Annotated in this window: 15 protein-coding genes; 8 read left to right on the top strand and 7 right to left on the bottom strand. The window is 72.9% G+C overall.

Going from position 1 to position 18289, the window contains the following annotated elements:
- The first annotated feature begins 97 nt into the window (after positions 1-97).
- Positions 98-1417, top strand: a complete 1320-nt coding sequence (locus Sdagh_RS17140; protein ID WP_190077900.1) for an aminotransferase-like domain-containing protein — start codon at positions 98-100, stop codon at positions 1415-1417.
- Here the strand turns inward: Sdagh_RS17140 and Sdagh_RS17135 are convergent.
- Complete coding sequence (locus Sdagh_RS17135; RefSeq protein ID WP_190077901.1) at positions 1363-2151, bottom strand: DUF4253 domain-containing protein; 789 nt, start codon at positions 2149-2151, stop codon at positions 1363-1365. The genes Sdagh_RS17140 and Sdagh_RS17135 overlap by 55 nt on opposite strands.
- A 175-nt stretch (positions 2152-2326) precedes the next feature.
- On the opposite strand from Sdagh_RS17135, the gene Sdagh_RS17130 reads away from it, so the two are divergent.
- Positions 2327-3313, top strand: a complete 987-nt coding sequence (locus Sdagh_RS17130) for a hypothetical protein (protein WP_189424583.1) — start codon at positions 2327-2329, stop codon at positions 3311-3313.
- A 7-nt stretch (positions 3314-3320) separates the two neighbouring features.
- Here Sdagh_RS17130 and argS read toward each other — a convergent pair whose 3' ends face one another.
- On the bottom strand, positions 3321-5084 hold the full coding sequence (argS, locus tag Sdagh_RS17125; protein ID WP_189424585.1) for an arginine--tRNA ligase: 1764 nt from the start codon (positions 5082-5084) through the stop codon (positions 3321-3323).
- Positions 5085-5227: 143 nt separating this feature from the next.
- Here argS and lysS point away from each other — a divergent pair, with 143 nt between their 5' ends.
- Complete coding sequence (gene lysS / locus Sdagh_RS17120) at positions 5228-6970, top strand: lysine--tRNA ligase (RefSeq protein ID WP_190077902.1); 1743 nt, start codon at positions 5228-5230, stop codon at positions 6968-6970.
- A gap of 59 nt (positions 6971-7029) precedes the next feature.
- On the opposite strand, the gene Sdagh_RS17115 is transcribed toward lysS, so the two are convergent.
- The 3 genes from Sdagh_RS17115 to Sdagh_RS17105 all read right to left on the bottom strand — a co-directional run bounded on the left by Sdagh_RS17115 (position 7030) and on the right by Sdagh_RS17105 (position 10417).
- The gene (locus tag Sdagh_RS17115) at positions 7030-8364 is read right to left on the bottom strand and encodes a DUF2637 domain-containing protein (RefSeq protein WP_190077903.1); all 1335 of its coding nucleotides are present in this window, start codon (positions 8362-8364) and stop codon (positions 7030-7032) included.
- 115 nt (positions 8365-8479) lie between these two features.
- Positions 8480-9397 carry a DUF3558 family protein gene (locus Sdagh_RS17110; protein WP_190077904.1) on the bottom strand — a complete coding sequence of 306 codons (918 nt, stop codon included), beginning with the start codon at positions 9395-9397 and terminating at the stop codon, positions 8480-8482.
- 132 nt (positions 9398-9529) lie between these two features.
- Positions 9530-10417, bottom strand: coding sequence for a DUF3558 domain-containing protein (locus Sdagh_RS17105; protein ID WP_190077905.1), 888 nt, complete (start codon positions 10415-10417; stop codon positions 9530-9532).
- 247 nt (positions 10418-10664) lie between these two features.
- On the opposite strand from Sdagh_RS17105, the gene Sdagh_RS17100 reads away from it, so the two are divergent.
- Positions 10665-11858 (top strand): RtcB family protein, encoded by a 1194-nt coding sequence (locus tag Sdagh_RS17100; protein WP_189424595.1) that lies wholly within the window; start codon positions 10665-10667, stop codon positions 11856-11858.
- Between the two features lie 474 nt (positions 11859-12332).
- Here the strand turns inward: Sdagh_RS17100 and Sdagh_RS17095 are convergent, their stop codons facing one another.
- On the bottom strand, positions 12333-13118 hold the full coding sequence (locus tag Sdagh_RS17095; protein ID WP_190077906.1) for an SDR family NAD(P)-dependent oxidoreductase: 786 nt from the start codon (positions 13116-13118) through the stop codon (positions 12333-12335).
- Positions 13119-13278: 160 nt separating this feature from the next.
- Complete coding sequence (locus tag Sdagh_RS17090; RefSeq protein WP_189424599.1) at positions 13279-13614, bottom strand: YnfA family protein; 336 nt, start codon at positions 13612-13614, stop codon at positions 13279-13281.
- Positions 13615-14004: 390 nt separating this feature from the next.
- Between Sdagh_RS17090 and Sdagh_RS17085 the strand changes: the two genes are divergently transcribed.
- The 4 genes from Sdagh_RS17085 to Sdagh_RS17070 all read left to right on the top strand — a co-directional run bounded on the left by Sdagh_RS17085 (position 14005) and on the right by Sdagh_RS17070 (position 18239).
- Entirely contained in the window at positions 14005-15114 is a 1110-nt protein-coding gene (locus Sdagh_RS17085) for an LLM class flavin-dependent oxidoreductase (RefSeq protein WP_189424601.1), read from the top strand.
- On the top strand, positions 15111-15740 hold the full coding sequence (locus tag Sdagh_RS17080; protein ID WP_189424603.1) for an FMN reductase: 630 nt from the start codon (positions 15111-15113) through the stop codon (positions 15738-15740). The genes Sdagh_RS17085 and Sdagh_RS17080 overlap by 4 nt, the downstream gene beginning before the upstream one ends.
- A 105-nt stretch (positions 15741-15845) precedes the next feature.
- Positions 15846-16625 (top strand): response regulator transcription factor, encoded by a 780-nt coding sequence (locus Sdagh_RS17075; protein ID WP_226535242.1) that lies wholly within the window; start codon positions 15846-15848, stop codon positions 16623-16625.
- Between the two features lie 138 nt (positions 16626-16763).
- Positions 16764-18239: a sensor histidine kinase gene (locus Sdagh_RS17070; protein WP_190011337.1), complete on the top strand. Its 1476-nt coding sequence runs from the start codon at positions 16764-16766 to the stop codon at positions 18237-18239.
- The last annotated feature ends 50 nt before the right edge of the window (positions 18240-18289 follow it).

Raw genomic sequence — 18289 nt, 5'->3', positions numbered from 1 at the left:
GCGTGCCGCGCGCGGTGACCGGGCCGGCGCGGGCCGGCCCGGGTCCGTATGCCGGAAAGCTGCTTGCAGACAGCATGTATCTCTCTAGGGTGCGGTCATGACCGTCACCGAGCCCGCCTCCGTGCCCGCCGCGTCCCCCGCTCCCCCGCCGCCGCTCGCCGCGCGGACCCGGTCGGCCGGCGGTTCGCCGGTACGGGACATCCTCGCCGTCACCGCCCGTCCCGAGGTCGTCAACTTCGCGGGCGGGCTGCCGGACCCCGAGCTGTTCGACGCGGAAGGGATCGCCGCCGCCTACCGGGCGGTCCTCGCGGAGCTGCCCGGCAGGGCGCTGCAGTACGCCACGACCGAGGGCGAACCCGAACTGCGGGCCGCGCTCGCGGAGCGCACCTCGGCACGCGGGGTGGCCACGGAGGCGGACGACCTGCTCGTCACCACCGGTTCGCAGCAGGCCCTGTCGCTGCTGGCCACCGCCCTGCTCGAACCGGGCGACACGGTGCTGGTCGAGGACCCCTGCTACCTCGCCGCGCTCCAGTCCTTCCGGTTCGCGGGCGCCCGGGTGGTCGCCGTCCCCGGGGACGAGCGGGGACCGGACCCGCAGGCGCTGGCCGACCTGGTGGTGCGGGAGCGGCCCAAGCTGTTCTACACCGTGCCCACCTTCCAGAACCCCACCGGCCGCACCATGTCCGCCGGGCGGCGGGCCGCCGTGGCCGAGGCCGCCGCCCGGCACGGGCTGTGGATCGTCGAGGACGACCCCTACGGGGAGCTGCGGTTCGAGGGCGAGCGGGTGCCGTGGATCGCCTCCTACGAGGCGGCCCGGGACCGGACCGTGCTGCTCGGCTCCTTCTCCAAGGTGATGGCGCCGGGGCTGCGGCTGGGCTGGCTGCGCGCCCCGGCCCCGCTGCGCCGGGCCTGCGCGGTGGCCAAGCAGGCCGCCGACCTGCACACCCCGACCGTCAACCAGCTCGCCGCCGCCCGGTACCTCGCCGACCGGGACCTGGACGCCCACGTCCGCCGGGTCGCGCGGGCCTACGGGGAGCGCCGGGACGCCATGCTGGCCGGGCTGGCCGAGGCGCTGCCCGCCGGGTCGCGGTGGACGCGGCCGGAGGGCGGCATGTTCCTGTGGGTGCGGCTGCCGGCGTCGTACGACACGAGCGCGCTGCTCCCGGAGGTGGTCCGGCACGACGTGGCGTACGTGCCCGGGGCGCCCTTCCACGCCGGTGAGCCCGACCGGTCGACGATGCGGCTGTGCTTCGTGACGCAGCGGCCGGACGCGATCGCGGAAGGGCTGCGGAGGCTGGGGGAGGGGCTGCGGGCGGCGGGCGGTCAGGCCCCGCGTCCGCGGCCGGTCCGGGCGGCCGGCCCCTACTCCCACCAGAAGTGCCACGACGTCCGGTCGAGGACATGCTGTTCCGCGTAGGCGTCCAGCGACACGGCGCCGCCCTGGTGGACGGTGTCCGGGCTGAGGGCCAGGTGCTCGGCGGCCACGGCGCGGGCGTGGGCCGGCGTCGTGGGCGGGGCCGCGACGGAGAGCAGCAGGTGGGCGTAACCGAGGGCGACGACGCGTATGCCGAAGCGGTCCTCCCAGGAGCGCAGCACCGCGCCGAGCCGGCCGGTGTCCTCGTCGGCCGGGCCGCCCCAGCCGATCGCGGCCGGGATGTCGGCGCTGCGGCGGGCCGGGACCAGGGCCAGGTGGGGCCGGGCCAAGGGGGCGCGGCTCTCGGCCAGCGCGTCGGCGGTCTCGGCCGCGCGGCGGGCCGGGTCGGCGGTGAGCGTGGCGGCCGGGGCCGGACCGGGCCGCTCCCCGTCCCCGGTCGTTCCCAGGGCACCGACCCGCTCCGCGTACTCCGCGAGCAGTTCCCGCGCGTCGTGGTCCCCCGGGTACGACATCTCGGCCGGTGCCAGCTCCCAGGCGGCGGGGCCGCCGTCGCCCAGGTCGACGAGGACCGGGAGGAGGCCCGCACGGCGGGCGGGGCCGCCCAGCGCCGCCCAGGTGCCGGGGGAGGCCGACTGCCCGGCGTGCCACAGCAGCGGCTCGGGCCAGGGGCCGTCGACCGTGGTGTCGATCAGCCTGCCGGGCGGGAGCCGGAGGCCCAGCGAACGGCCGCTCGGGTCGGTTGCCAGTCCGGGCAGCGGGTTGGGAAGGGTCGCCATGTCCGTGACTGTAGGGGGAGCCACTGACAACCGGTGCGGGACGGCTGTGGGGAGGCCATGCGGAACCTGTGGCTCCAGAGGTTTGCGCGGGGCGCCTGGGGATAGCCAACTGGGCGTTGTGCGACACCGGTTCGGGCGTCTTCCGGGACGCCCGTCTCAGGAGGGGGAGACAGTCGTGCGGACGCGGACGCGTACGGGACGGGGGCGGGCGGTGCTCGGCACGCTGGCGGGCCTGACGGCGACGATCGGCCTGACCACGGCCCTGGCGGCACCGGCCCACGCGGCACCGGCGCAGGCGGACGCCGGCGCCCCGGTCGCCGTCACCGAGTACAGCCACACCAGCGAGGCCGGCGACTACATCGGGCAGGGCGGCACGGCCGCCTACACACCCGACACGGCGGAGATCGCGGTCACCGGCGACGCCGGGCAGCTGCGCCTGCGTGTCTGGGCGGAGAGCGCGGAGGACCTCACCTGGTGGGAGGTCTCCCTCGCCGCGCCCAAGGGAGAGAGACTGCGCCCCGGTGTCTACCGGGACGTCGAGCGGACGCCGCTGCGTACCGGCCGTGCTCCGGGACTGGACGTCTACGGGGAGGGCCGCAGCTGCGACGACGTCTACGGCCGGTTCGCCGTCAACCAGATCGAGACCGACGAGTCCGGCGCCGTCACCGTGCTGGACGCCACGTACACCCAGCGCTGCGACAGCGCCACGGCACCGGCGCTCAAGGGCGTCGTCAAGTACCGCGCCTTCCCGCTGTCCTACACCTACACCAGCGACCCCGACGATTTCGTCGCCCGGGGCGCGAGCGGTGACCACACCGGGGCGACGAGCATCTTCGGCCTGCGCCCCTGGGCCGGCGGCCGGGGCCTGCAGTACAACGTCGAGGGCAACCGGGAGAGCTACTCCGCCCTCATGACCCCGCCCACCGGCGAGCAGTTCGAGGCCGGGCGGACCTACCCCGTCGGCGGCACCGACACCGAGGGCGTGGCCGGCTTCGGGGTGTCCGGCAACGGGCGCGCGTGCGCCACGACCACCGGCACCCTGACCATCCTCAAGCTGGTGCGGGACGACGCGGGGACCGTCACGGCGTTCGCCGCGAGGTTCGAGCAGCACTGCGGGACCAGCGACGCCGGACTGCGCGGCACCATCCGGTACTACGCCTGAGGAGCGGTCAGAGCCGCTCCGGCGTCCTGATCCCCAGCAGGGCCATGCCCTGGTGCAGGGTGCGGGCCGTGATGTCGCACAGGAACAGGCGGTTGGCCATCTGCTCCGGCGTCGCGGCCTTCAGGACCGGGCACTTGTCGTAGAACGTCGTGTACAGGGACGCGAGCTGGTACAGGTACGCGGTCAGCTTGTGCGGGGCGTACTCGCGGGCCGCCTCCGTCACCTGCTCGGCGAAGGCGTCCAGGTGCAGGCCCAGCGCCCGCTCGGCCTCGTGCAGGGGCAGCTCGGGGCGGGCGGCGGGGCGGACGTCGCCCGCCTTGCGCAGGATGGAGCGGATGCGGGCGTAGGCGTACTGGAGGTAGACGGACGTGTCGCCGTTGAGCGAGACCATCTGGTCCAGGTCGAACTTGTAGTCCCGGTTCGCCGACGTCGACAGGTCCGCGTACTTCACCGCGCCGATGCCCACCTGGGTGCCGCGCTCGGTGATCTCCTCCTCGGACAGGTCGCGCGCCTTCTCCCGTACGACGGCGCTGGCGCGGTCGACCGCCTCGTCGAGGAGGTCGACCAGGCGGACCGTCTCCCCGGCCCGGGTCTTGAACGGCTTGCCGTCCTTGCCGAGCACGGTGCCGAAGGCGAGCTGCACGGCCTGCACGTCGTCGTTGAGCCAGCCGGCCCGGCGGGCGGTCTCGAAGACCATCTTGAAGTGCAGGGACTGGCGGGCGTCGACCACGTACAGGAGCGTGTCCGCCTTCAGGTCGAAGACGCGGTTGCGGATCGCGGAGAGGTCGGTGGCCGCGTAGCCGTAACCGCCGTCCGACTTCTGCACGATCAGCGGGACCGGCTTGCCGTCCGGGCCCTTGACGTCGTCGAAGAAGACGCAGAGCGCGCCCTCGGAGCGGACCGCCACGCCCCGCTCCTCCAGGAGGCGGCAGGTCTCCGCGAGCATGTCGTTGTACCCGGACTCGCCGACGATGTCGGGGTCGCGGATCTCCATGTCGAGCTTCTCGAAGACGGAGAAGAAGTAGATCTTCGACTCGTCCACGAACTTCTGCCACATGGCGAGCGTGTGCGGGTCCCCGGCCTGGAGGTCGACCACCCGCCGCCGGGCCCGCGTCTTGAATTCCTCGTCGGAGTCGAACAGCTTCCGCGCGGCCTTGTAGAGGCGGTCCAGGTTGGACATCGCCTCCTCGCCGCTCACCTCGCCGCCGGAGTGGTCCAGCTCGTGCGGGTGCTCGTCCAGGTACTGGATGAGCATGCCGAACTGGGTGCCCCAGTCGCCGATGTGGTGGCGCCGGACCACCGTCTCGCCGGTGAACTCCAGGAGCTGGCGGACCGCGTCGCCGATCACCGCGGAGCGCAGGTGGCCGACGTGCATCTCCTTGGCCACGTTGGGCTGGGCGTAGTCGATGACCGTGGTGCCCGGCTCCGCGGCGAGCGGCACGCCGAGGCGGCCGGTGTCGTCCGCGTACCGCGCGGCGAGGTTCCCGGTGATCGCCCGGTCGGCGACCGTGATGTTGAGGAAGCCGGGGCCGGAGACCTCGACATCCGCGATCAGCTCGCCGGTGGTGACGTGGGCGACGACCTCGGCGGCCAGCTCCCGGGGGTTGGCCTTCGCCTTCTTCGCCAGCGCCAGGATGCCGTTGGCCTGGTAGTCCGCCCGGTCACTGCGTCGCAGCAGCGGGTCCGCGCCGGCGGCGTCGGGCCGGGTGGCCGACAGGGCGGACGCGAGCTGCTGGTGGACGGAGTCGCTGAGGGACGTGACCGAGGCCATAGGAAGGGGTGCCGTTCTCCTCGTGGGGATCGATAGACCGTCCCAGTCTCTCATGGGGGGGCAAAGCCGTTTTCCCGAGCGTGAGCCGGTCTGTGAGAATGGACTGTCACCCCTCTCGCCCACCCCGTGCAGGAAAGAAGGACGTGCCGATCGTGGCTCAGAGCACAGAGACCGCCGACTGGGTCTCCCGTTTCGCGGACGAGGTCATCGCCGAGTCGGAGCGCCGTGCCCCGGGCAAACCGGTCGTCGTCGCGTCCGGCCTCTCCCCGTCCGGCCCCATCCACCTGGGCAACCTCCGCGAGGTCATGACCCCGCACCTGGTCGCCGACGAGATCCGCCGCCGCGGGTACGAGGTGCGGCACCTCATCTCCTGGGACGACTACGACCGCTACCGCAAGGTCCCGAACGGGGTGCCCGGCACCGACACCTCCTGGGCCGAGCACATCGGCAAGCCGCTGACCTCCGTCCCGGCCCCCGCCGGCTCGGCGTACCCGAACTGGGCCGAGCACTTCAAGGCGGCCATGATCGAGGCGCTCGGCGAGCTGGGCGTCGAGTTCGACGGCATCAGCCAGACCGCGCAGTACACCTCCGGGGTCTACCGGGAGCAGATCCTGCACGCCATGCGGCACCGCGCGGACATCGACGCGATCCTCGCCCAGTACCGCACCAAGCCGAAGGCCAGGAAGGCCCAGCAGAAGGCGGCCGACGCCGCCGAGCTGGAGGCCGAGGAGGGCTCCGGCGCCGCGGCCGAGGACGACGGCAGCTCCGGCTCCGCCGGGTACTTCCCGTACAAGCCGTACTGCGGCAACTGCGAGAAGGACCTGACCACCGTCACCGCCTACGACGACGACACCACCGAGCTGACGTACACCTGCACCGCCTGCGGCTTCGGCGAGACGGTCCGGCTCAGCGAGTTCAACCGGGGCAAGCTGGTCTGGAAGGTCGACTGGCCCATGCGCTGGGCCTACGAGGGCGTCGTCTTCGAGCCCAGCGGCGTGGACCACTCCTCGCCGGGGTCGTCGTTCCAGGTCGGCGGGCAGATCGTCGGCATCTTCGGCGGCAAGCAGCCCATCGGCCCGATGTACGCCTTCGTCGGCATCAGCGGCATGGCCAAGATGTCCTCGTCCAAGGGCGGGGTGCCCACCCCCGGCGACGCCCTGAAGATCATGGAGCCGCAGCTGCTGCGCTGGCTCTACGCCCGCCGCAGGCCCAACCAGTCCTTCAAGATCGCCTTCGACCAGGAGATCCAGCGGCTCTACGACGAGTGGGACCGGCTGGACGCCAAGGTCGCCGACGGCAGCGCCCTCCCGGCCGACGCCGCCGCGCACTCCCGGGCCGTGCGCACCGCCGCCGGTGACCTGCCGCGGACGCCCCGCCCGCTGCCGTACCGCACGCTCGCCTCCGTCGCCGACATCACCGCCGGCCACGCCGACCAGGCGCTGCGCATCCTCAGCGAGCTGGACCCGTCCCACCCGCTGACCTCCCTGGACGAGGCCCGCCCCCGGTACGACAAGGCCGAGGCGTGGATCAACACCCACGTCCCCGCCGACCAGCGCACCATCGTCCGGGAGCAGCCCGACACCGAGCTGCTGGCCTCCCTCGACGAGGCGTCCGCCGGTTCGGTACGGCTGCTGCTCGACGGCCTCGCCGAGCACTGGTCCCTGGACGGGCTCACCCACCTCGTCTACGGCGTGCCCAAGGTCCAGGCCGGCTTCTCCGCCGACGCCACGCCCAAGGAGCTGCCGCCGGAGATCAAGACCGCCCAGCGGACCTTCTTCGCCCTGCTCTACCGGCTGCTCGTCGGCCGCGACACCGGCCCCCGGCTGCCGACGCTGCTGCTGGCGGTCGGCCAGGAGCGGGTCCGGCACCTGCTCGGCGCCGCGTAACCGGACACACCGAGGGCCCCCGGCCACGGCCGGGGGCCCTCGCGCGCGTCTCGTACCGCTCAGGCGATGTGGTCCTCCTCCAGCTCCGCGTTGTAGCGGTTGGTGAAGCGGTTGACCATGCGCTTGGCCTCGTCCGCGGGAAGCGTCCGGCCGAACTCCGCCTCCACGTTCTCGCCGAACTCACGCGCCGTCGGGTAGCCGCCGCCGGGGATCGACTTCTTGAAGACCTGGTAGTAGTCCTCCTCCGTCGGCTCCTCGGCCGGGGTGCCGCCGCCCTCGCCCAGCTCACGGGTGCGGCCCGGCGACACCGGGATGGGGAAACCGCCGGTCTCCTCCGGGGAGAACTCCGGCGGCGGCTCCTCCTCGTACTGCTCCCGGTACTCGTCCGCCTGCTGCTGCTCCTCGTACCAGTGGGCGTACTGCTCGGCCGGGTCGTACGTCGGGTCGTAGCCGCCCTGGTACTCGACCTGGCGCGGCGTCTTGAACCACGGGCTGCTCTCGTCCGGCTCCACGGGCGGCTGCGGGGGCTGCTGAGACTCCTGCGGTCCGGGTTGCGACGGTCCGGGCTGCGACGGTCCGGGCTGCGACGGTCCGGGTCGCGACGGTCCGGGCGGGCCGGACAGCTCGCGGCGCTGCTCGACGGCGGGCCCGGCCGGCACCGCGGCGGACTCGGCCGGCCGGGGCGCCGGCGGGAGCAGGGCCGGTTCGATGCCGGCCGCCGCCAGGCCCGAGGGGGCGGTCTCCGCCAGCGGGACGCCGTACCGGGCCAGGCGCAGCGGCATCAGGGACTCCACCGGGGCCTTGCGGCGCCAGGCGCGGCCGAAGCGGGAACGGAGCCGGGCCTGGTAGACGAGACGTTCCTGCTCCAGCTTGATGACCTGGTCGTAGGAGCGCAGCTCCCACAGCTTCATCCGGCGCCACAGCAGGAAGGTCGGGACCGGGGAGAGCAGCCAGCGGGTGAGGCGGACGCCCTCCATGTGCTTGTCGGCGGTGATGTCCGCGATCCGGCCGATGGCGTGCCGGGCGGCCTCGACGGACACCACGAACAGCACGGGGATCACCGCGTGCATGCCCACGCCCAGCGGGTCCGGCCAGGCCGCCGCGCCGTTGAACGCGATCGTCGCCGCCGTCAGCACCCACGCCGTCTGGCGCAGCAGCGGGAACGGTATGCGGATCCAGGTCAGCAGGAGGTCGAGGGCGAGCAGGACGCAGATGCCCATGTCGATGCCGATCGGGAAGACGTAGCTGAACCTCCCGAAGCCCTTCTCCATGGCCAGGTCGAGCACGGCCGCGTACGAGCCGGCGAAACCGATCCCCGCGATGACGACGGCACCGAAGACGACGACTCCGATGAGAACGCGGTGCATCCGTGTCAGCTGAAGTGGCGCGGCCACCCGTACTCCCCTCCCAGTGCCTGTTGTTGCGCGCTACAGGGTGGCACATGTGTACGGACGGACGGGTGGCCGGTGGGGAATGCCCCCTTCGGGCCCTTCGCCGGGCTCCGGCGCGTCAGCTCTTGCGCGCGGACGCCGAGGACTTCGACTGCGGGGAGTCGGAGTCCTCGGCGTCGTCCGAACCGGCGTCCGAGGAACCGTCGTCCTTCGTGGCGTCGTCCGTGGCGCTCGCGGAGGCGTCCTTCGAGGCGCTCCCGGAGGGCGAGGCGCCCGCGCCGTTGGCGGCCGACACCGCGGCCACCACTTCCTCGGCCGCCCGCTTCGCGTCCGTCACCAGGCCCTTGGCGTCGGGGGCCTCGTCGCCGGCCAGACCGGCGCCGTTGTAGTCCACGGTGACGACGACGTTCTCGACGCGGGCGACGGCCGTCTGCTGCTTGAAGGTGCCTTCCTTCTTCTTCAGCTCGTACCGCACGATCTGCGCCTCGTCGCCCGCCCCGGCGAACGGGTCCACCTGGAGGTCCTTCGCGCCGTCCGTGGCCTGGGCGTCCTCGAGCTGCTTGACCAGGTAGTCGTGGGCCAGGTCGTCGCCCGCGCCGCGCGCGGTGTCCGACTCGAAGCGCAGCAGGGAGACATTGAGCCATCGGTACTGCGAGCCCTTGACGCCGTTGTTGTCCAGGCTGTCCCAGGAGCAACTGGCGCGGGTGGCGGTGTCGGAGGAGGAGCCCTCCTTGCCGGACTTCGCCTCCGGTACGAGATCCTTCAGGGTCTTCTTGGCCAACACCCCGCACGGCTCCGGCAGTTCGCCGTACGCCGCCGCCTGCACCGTCGGGGACGGGCTGGCGGACGCCGACGCGGAGGCCGAGGCCGCCGTGTCGGCGGACTTGCCCTCGTCGGAGCCGGAGCCGGAGTCGGAGGAGCAGCCCGCGGCGACCAGCATCACGGGGAGGGCGGCCGCGCCGACCAGGACGCGGCTCAGACGCCTCTCTCGCCGCACACGCGGTCCGGGCTGGTCTCGCTGCACTCGTCGCTGCATGGTTCCTTCACTCATGACACGTATGGTTCTGGCGTTCGGAACGGGTCCGGTGGGCCACGGTACGCGGTACCGAAACCGCGCGGTTCCTTTCCGGAAGCTTCACGGACGCGCGCGGCCGGCGCCGAACGGGCGTCAGCCGCCCAGTGAATCGGCCAGCCGGGACGCCAGTTTCCGGGCCTTGTCCTGCATTTCCTCGCTGTCGGGGACGACGCCGAGCACGGCGGGCTGCTCGGTGTACTCGACGGTCACGATGACGTTCGACGTGCGGAACGCCACAGTCACCGTGCGCCGCTGGGCCGTCGAACCGGAACTGCTCAGCTCGTCGTCGAGGAACGCATCGTCACCCAGGCCGTCCAGCAGCCGAGGCTGGAGGGCGGTGGGGGTGGCGCCGGCCGTGGCGGAGGAGGCGCCGCCCGAGGAGGGCGCGGTGGCGGAGGCGCCGGAGGTACCGGAGGAGGGGGACGCGGAGGCGGTCGGGGAGCCGGTGGGGGAGGGCGTCCCGGACGCCGGCCGGTCCCCGGCGCCGGTCCCGGTCTCCGACTGTGTCCGCGTCTCCGTCTCGGTCGTGATCGGTTCGGGGAGGTCCGCGTCCTCCGTCTTCGTCGCGAACAGCTCCCGCGCCTGGCTGTCGTCGCTGACCGAGTTGTCGTACGACACCACGCGCTCCAGGTCGACGAAGAGGTGGTCGGTGGCGTCCGCCGAGTCGACCTTCCAACGGCAGCCGACCTTGCGGTCGTTGTCGTAGGTGAGGGTCGCCTCGCCCTCGTAGGCCCTGGCGCGCTGCTCCTCGTCCGTGATCTCGGCGATGCCGGGCAGGAGCGAGTCCAGGGAGTCCTCGCCGACCGCCGAGCACGGCTCGGGGAGCGTGCGGTACCGGCCGGGCTGGGCGGCGGGCGAGGCGGTGCCGGAGCCGCCCGGGTTGGAGTCGTCCGTCGTGCCGCCGTCCGAACCGCCGGTGCAGCCGGCCAGCAGCGCCGCGAGGAGGGCGACGGTGCCGGAAACGTACGCCTTCCGCTGCACGGTCGGCTCCTCTCGACGGTGGGTCCGGTGGCGGTGGGGCCTTCAGTGTCCCCGCTGGTTATTCGGTTGCCGCGCGGGGGTGGGTCCTGGGCACCATGTGTATCGCACGCGCTGCCGCGGACGCCGGTCCGAGATCCCTTTCGTGGGTACTGGTGCCGTTTTTTGCGCTCTTTCTTTTTGTTCGCTTCATGCCGCCTTGCGCGGTCTTCTGCTGTCTTCCTGCTGGCTTCGGGGGAACGAGGACGTCATGACGTACGTGGAGGTACCGGGCGCGCGGGTGCCGATCCGCATGTGGGCCGACCCGGCGACGGTCGAGGACGGCGCGATGCGGCAGCTGCGGAACGTCGCGACGCTGCCCTGGATCGAGGGCCTGGCGGTGATGCCGGACGTGCACTACGGCAAGGGTGCGACGGTCGGCTCCGTGATCGCCCTGCGGGACGCGGTGTGCCCGGCGGCGGTGGGCGTGGACATCGGCTGCGGGATGTCGGCGGTGAGGACGTCCCTGACCGCGAACGACCTGCCGGGCGACCTGTCCCGGCTGCGGTCGCGGATCGAGCAGGCGATCCCGGTGGGCCGGGGCATGCACGGCGACCCGGTGGACCCCGGCCGGCTGCACGGGTTCGCGACCGGCGGCTGGGACGACTTCTGGGGGCGTTTCGGCGGGGTCGCCGAGGCGGTCCGGTTCCGTCATGACCGGGCGGAGAAGCAGATGGGGACGCTGGGCAGCGGCAACCACATGATCGAACTTTGTCTTGATCAGTCGGATTCGGTCTGGCTCATGCTGCACTCCGGGTCGCGGAACATCGGCAAGGAGCTGGCCGAGCACCACATCGGTGTGGCCCGGGGGCTGCCGCACAATCAGGGTCTGGTCGACCGTGACCTCGCCGTCTTCATATCGGACACGCCACAGATGGCGGCGTACAGAAATGATCTGTACTGGGCGCAGGAGTACGCCAAGTACAACCGCTCCATCATGATGGCGCTCCTGAAGGACGTGGTCCGCAAGGAGTTCCGCAAGGCGAAGCCGGTCTTCGAGCAGGAGATCTCCTGCCATCACAACTACGTGGCGGAGGAGCGGTACGAGGGGATGGACCTGCTCGTGACCCGCAAGGGCGCGATCCGGGCCGGCTCCGGTGAGTACGGGATCATCCCGGGTTCCATGGGCACCAGCTCGTACATCGTGAAGGGCCTCGGTAACGAGAAGGCGTTCAATTCGGCCTCGCACGGGGCCGGTCGGCGCATGAGCCGTAACGCGGCCAAGCGGCGCTTCACCGTGCGGGACCTGGAAGAGCAGACCCGTGGTGTGGAGTGCCGTAAGGACTCCGGTGTGCTGGACGAGATCCCGGGCGCTTACAAGAACATCGACCAGGTGATGGAACAGCAGCGTGATCTCGTCGAGGTCGTGGCGAGACTGAAGCAGTTCGTGTGCGTGAAGGGCTGACAAGAGGTTCCTTGTCCTTGAGGCGGACAAGGGACCTCGATCAGTGAGTCACTGCCCACTCGGCATGGGTACCTGGCCCGAGCGCAGACGCCGCATGCGCAGGTTGCGGCTCTGTGGAGTTCTGCCGAGCGCCTCGGCGGAGGCTGTCGGGCTGTTGAGCCTCAACAGGATGCGGCCCTCGGTTTCGTTCCAGCCACGTGCCGTGCGGGCGGGCCGCATGTCCGCCGGGCGTCGCCATACGGCGAGTGAGCCGGCGGCCGTTGGGGCCTGGCCGTGCGCTCCAGCCCGGTGACCTCCCTGGCATGGTCGCACCAGAAGGGCGCGAGAGCCGTGCCGGCGGTCGTCAGTGAGACGAACGGCGGTCCTTTTCCCGTGAAGCCGACTGAACCGTCGGCGTCGATGATGCCTCGCAGCCGGTCCCGGCGGTCGTTCCGTTTGATCGACGTCGTTCACTCCTGCGAGTGATGGGTGCCGTCACCCCTCCCGGTGCACCTTCGTGTTCGACGCCTGGGCGCGGGGGCGGACGACCAGGAGGTCGATGTTGACGTGGGAGGGGCGGGTGACCGCCCAGGTGATGGTGTCGGCGACGTCGTCGGCGGTCAGCGGCTCGGCCACGCCCTGGTAGACCTTGGCGGCCTTCTCCGCGTCGCCCGAGAAGCGGGTCAGGGCGAACTCCTCGGTCTTCACCATGCCGGGGGCGATCTCGATCACCCGGACCGGGCGGCCGACGATCTCCAGGCGGAGGGTCTCGGCGAGGACGTGCTCGCCGTGCTTGGCGGCGACATAGCCCGCGCCGCCCTCGTAGGTGCCGTGTCCCGCGGTGGAGGAGACGACCACGACCGTGCCGTCGCCGCTCGCCTCCAGCTTGGGGAGGAGGGCCTGGGTGAGGTTGAGCGTGCCGATGACGTTCGTCTCGTACATGCGGCGCCAGTCGTCCGGGTCCCCGGAGGCGACCGGGTCGGCGCCGAGCGCGCCGCCCGCGTTGTTCACCAGGACGCCGATGGTCCTGAAGGCCGACGCGAACTCGTCCACCGCCGCGCGGTCGGTGACGTCGAGGGGGTACGCGGTCGCCTGGCCTCCGGCCGCCCGGATCTCCTCGGCGAGGGCCTCGACGCGGTCCTTGCGGCGGGCGGTCAGGACCACGCGGTAGCCGGCCCCGGCGAGCTGCCGGGCGGTGGCGGCGCCGATGCCGCTGCTGGCGCCGGTGACGATCGCGATGCGGGACGCTGCCGCGGGCTGGGTGGAGGGGGCGGTGGACATCGGGGCTCCTGGGGCGGGGAGGTGGGCTGCCGCCAGGATAGGCGGGGCGGGGGGCCGCCCTCGGGCGCGGGTCGTGGGTCGTGCGGGGGCGGGCACGCCCGCGCGGCGGAGCCGCGTCCCGACACGGCCCCGCGTCGCCTTCCGGCCCGCCCAGGTGTCCTCAGTCGCCCCTGGGCGCGTACATGATCAGGGCCATCCCCGCCAGGCAGACCGCCGCGCCCGCGATGTCCCAGCGGTCCGGGCGGTAGCCGTCGGCCACCGCGCCCCACAGGATCGAACCGGCGACGAAGATCCCGCCGTACGCGGCGAGGATGCGGCCGAAGTGGGCGTCGGGCTGGAAGGTGGCGACGAAGCCGTACGCGCCGAGGGCGAGGACGCCACCGGCCGCCCAGAGCCAGCCGCGGTGTTCGCGCACGCCCTGCCAGACGAGCCAGGCGCCGCCGATCTCGAACAGCGCGGCGACGGCGAACAGGGCGGCGGAGCGGAGGATCAGCATGCGGGCAGCTTCGCACCGGGCGCCGGGGTGTGAGGCGTGCGGGCGGTCGCGCAGCGGGCGCTGGGGCACCAAGCGCGCGGGCGGTTTCGCGTCCGGCGCTGGGGTGTGAGGCGTGCGGGCGGTCGCGCAGCGGGCGCTGGGGCGCCGAGCGCGCGGGTGGTCGCGTATCCGGCATAGGGGCGCCAAGCGCGCGGGCGGTCTCGCGTCCGGCGCCGGGGCGGGAAGCGCGCGGGCGGCCTCGTGCGCGGTGCCGGGGCGTGTGTGCCGTGCCCTGAGCGGCACGAGGCCGTGCGCTGTGCGAACGGGTCGCGGGGGTCACCGGAATAACGTCGGCGGGGTCGTCGTTCAGCGGTATAGTTGAACGGTCAACAACTTGGAGGTTGAGCGACCATGCAGTTCGGCATCTTCACCGTCGGCGATGTCACCCCCGACCCGACCACCGGCCGGACGCCCACCGAGGCTGAGCGCATCAAGGCCATGGTCGCCATCGCGCTGAAGGCCGAGGAGGTCGGCCTGGACGTCTTCGCGACCGGTGAGCACCACAACCCGCCGTTCGTGCCGTCCTCGCCGACGACCATGCTCGGCTACATCGCGGCCCGCACCGAGAAGCTGATCCTCTCGACGTCCACCACGCTGATCACCACCAACGACCCGGTGAAGATCGCCGAGGACTTCGCGATGCTCCAGCACCTGGCCGACGGGCGCATGGACCTGATGATGGGCCGCGGCAACACCGGCCCGGTCTACCCCTGGTTCGGCAAGGACATCCGCGAGGGCATCAACCTCGCCATCGAGAACTACGCCCTGCTGCACCGCCTGTGGCGCGAGGACGTGGTGACCTGGAAGGGCAAGTTCCGCACGCCGCTCCAGCAGTTCACCTCGACGCCGCGCCCGCTGGACGGCGTACCGCCGTTCGTCTGGCACGGCTCCATCCGGTCCCCGGAGATCGCCGAGCAGGCCGCGTACTACGGCGACGGCTTCTTCCACAACAACATCTTCTGGCCGGCCGACCACACCAAGCGGATGATCGAGCTGTACCGCAACCGCTACGCCCACTACGGGCACGGCACCCCGGAGCAGGCGATCGTCGGGCTCGGCGGCCAGGTGTTCATGCGGCGGAACAGCCAGGACGCGGTGCGCGAGTTCCGGCCGTACTTCGACGTCGCCCCGGTCTACGGGCACGGGCCGTCGCTGGAGGAGTTCACCGAGCAGACCCCGCTGACCGTCGGCTCCCCGCAGCAGGTCATCGAGAAGACGCTGTCCTTCCGCGAGTACGCCGGTGACTACCAGCGCCAGCTGTTCCTGATGGACCACGCCGGGCTGCCGCTGAAGACCGTCCTGGAGCAGCTCGACCTGCTCGGCGAGGAGGTCGTGCCGGTGCTGCGCAAGGAATTCGCCAAGGACCGGCCGGCCGGGGTGCCGGACGCGCCCACCCACGCCTCGCTGCTCGCCCGCACCGCCGGCACCGCCGGGATCTCGGAGAAGGTGGCCTCGGAATGAAGCTCGTCGTCGTCTCCGCGGGGCTGAGCGTCCCGTCCTCCACCCGGCTGCTCGGCGACCGCCTGGCCGCGGTCGCCGCCCCGGCCGCCACCGCGCCGGAGCCCCAGCCGGCCGACACGCAGGTGATCGAGCTGCGCGACCTCGCCGTGCCGATCGCGCACACCTTCACCAGCGGGTTCCCCGAGGGGGAGCTGGCCCAGGCGTTCGAGTCGGTGGCGGCGGCGGACGGGCTGATCGTGGTCACGCCGGTGTTCTCGGCGTCGTACAGCGGGCTGTTCAAGTCGTTCTTCGACGCGCTGAGCGTCAACGAGCCCGACGCGCTCACCGGGAAGCCCGTGCTGATCGCCGCGACCGGCGGCACCGGGCGGCACTCCCTCGTCCTCGACCACGCGCTGCGCCCGCTGTTCTCCTATCTGAAGGCGATCGTCGTCCCGACCGGGGTGTACGCCGCCTCCGAGGACTGGGGCGCCGAGGGGCTGGACGGGCGGATCGAGCGGGCCGGGAACGAGCTGGCCGCCCTGATGGCCGGGCTGTCGAGCACGGTGCCGGCGCCCCGGCGGGACTCCTTCGAGGAGGTCACCCCCTTCGAGCAGCGGCTCGCCGCGCTGCGGCCGGCCGGTGAGTGACGGCCGGGGTGAGCGGCGGGGGAGACGGGTGAGAGGCCAGTAAGAAGGGCGGACGCCGGGGTCCCGGACCCGGTGCGCCGCCCGCCGCCTTGGCAGACTGGACGCGTGCCCCAGTCAGCCGTGCCCCCCTCGACCGTGCCGCAGGCCGCGGAGCCGCGGACGGTCCTGCTCGCCGAGGACGACCGCGCCATCCGCAACGCCCTGGAACGCGCCCTCACCCTGGAGGGCTACCGGGTCATCGCGGTCGCCGACGGCGCCACCGCGCTGGCCAGGGCCCGTTACCACCGGCCCGACGTGCTGGTCCTGGACGTGATGATGCCGGGCGTCGACGGCCTCCAGGTCTGCCGGGCGCTGCGCGCCGAGGGCGACGCGACCCCGATCCTGATGCTGACGGCGCTGGTGGAGACCGCCGACCGGATCGCCGGGCTGGACGCGGGCGCCGACGACTACGTGGTCAAGCCCTTCGACGTCGAGGAGGTCTTCGCCCGGCTGCGCGCCCTGCTGCGCCGCACCCGCGCCGCCGCCGTCCTGGCCGGGGCGGTGGGGGACCTGCCGAAGCCCGCCCCCGACGCCGCGGCCCCCGGGCGGTACCTGGAGGCGGCCGGGCTCCGCATGGACCCGCAGGCCCGCCGGGCCTGGCGAGGCGAACGGGAGCTGGAGCTGACCCGGACCGAGTTCGAGCTGCTGGAACTGCTGGTCCGCAACGCGGGCATCGTCCTGGACCACGCCACCATCTACGACCGTATCTGGGGCTACGACTTCGGCCCCGGCTCGAAGAACCTCGCCGTCTACGTCGGCTATCTGCGCCGCAAGCTCGACGAGCCGGACGCGCCGCAGCTGATCCAGACCGTGCGCGGGGTGGGCTACGTACTGCGGGAGGACTGAGTGGGGGCGCAGCGGCCGGGCGGGGGCGGAGGCGCGGGCGGAGGCGGTGACGCCGGCCGGGGCGGGGGCACCAAGGGAGGGCGTGGCGCCGGCCGGGGCGGGGGCACCGGGGGAGGGCGTGGCGCCCCGGACGGTTCCGTGGCCGACGACGCCGCCGGTGCCGGCGGCGGTTCCGAGCGGCCGGCCGCCGGGCGGCGGCCCCGGCTGACCTCGCTGCGGACCACCTTCGCCGTCTCCTTCGCGACGGTCACCGCCGTGGTCACCGTCCTCATCGGGGTGCTGTCGTACAACGCCGCCGCCCGGCTGGTCCGGGTCGACCAGGAGACCGTCTTCGGGCAGATCGTGCAGGACCTGCGGGACGAGGTGCGCGAGCAGCGGATGACCCCCGACGACTTCTCCTCCTCCGCGCCCGGCCACGACATCGTCCGCCCGGCCCGCACGGACGTGCAGGTGCTCGGGGCGGACGGCGCGGTCACCGACGCCTCCCGCCCCCGGCTGCCGGTGACCCGCACCGACCGGGAGACGGCCGGGGCCGCGCGGTCCGGGACGATGGTGCAGCACGAGGACATCGACGTCGGCGACGACGTGTACCGCATCGCCACCGTCGCGCTGGGCGGCGGCCGGGGCGCGGTGCAGGTGGCGCAGGAGTTCAGCGACACCGAGGACCTGCTGCGGGCGCTGCAACGCCAGTCGCTGGTCCTGATGGCCGGGACGGTGACCGCGGCGGGCCTGTTCGGCTGGTGGCTGGCCCGGCGCATCACCGGACGGCTCGTCGCGCTGACCTCTGCCGCCGAGGACGTCGCCCGCACCCGCCGGCTCGGCCTCCAGGTGCCGGTGCCGGTGACCGGGTACGACGAGGTGGGCCGGCTCGGCCGCGCCTTCGACCGGATGCTGGGCCGGCTCGCCCAGTCGGAGGAGGACCAGCGGCGCCTGATCCAGGACGCGGGCCATGAACTCCGTACGCCGCTGACCTCCCTGCGGACCAACATCTCACTGCTCAAGCGGATCGACGAACTGCCGCCCGCCGCACGTGAGGAACTGGTCGCGGACCTGGGGCAGGAGGCCCGCGAGCTGACGGACCTGGTCAACGAGCTGGTCGACCTCGCGGCCGGCCAGTCCGACACCGAGCCGTCGCAGCGGGTCGACCTCGCGGAGATCGCGTACGACGTGGCCGCACTGGCCCAGCGCCGGTTCGCGCGCGAGATCACCGTGCTGACCGGCGGCGACACCACGGCGGACGGGCGGACGGCGCTGCTGACCCGGGCGCTGTCGAACCTGGTCGAGAACGCCGCCAAGTTCGACCGGGACGGGGTCGCCCCGATCGAGGTCGCGGTCATCGGCCCGGCGGCGGGGACCGCCCGGTCCGGCCACCCCGCGACCGCCGGGCCGGTCCGGGTGGAGGTGCGGGACCGGGGCCCCGGGATCGCCGCGGACGACCTGGCCCGCGTCTTCGACCGCTTCTACCGCGCGCCCGAGGCCCGCTCCCGCCCCGGCTCCGGCCTGGGCCTGTCCATCGTGCGAGAGGTGGCGCTGGCGCACGGCGGGGCGCCGTTCGCCCACCGGCGGGCGGGGGGCGGCTCGGTCATCGGGTTCACGGTGGAGGGCGGGGCGTAGGAGCACGCACGCCCGGCTCCCCCCTGTACGTCGGCCCGTACGCCGGACTT

The sequence above is a fragment of the Streptomyces daghestanicus genome (assembly GCF_020521275.1).
Taxonomy (GTDB): Bacteria; Actinomycetota; Actinomycetes; order Streptomycetales; family Streptomycetaceae; genus Streptomyces; species Streptomyces griseoviridis.
Note: the sequence above shows the minus strand (reverse complement) of the source record. Positions and strands in the feature narration are given on the sequence as shown.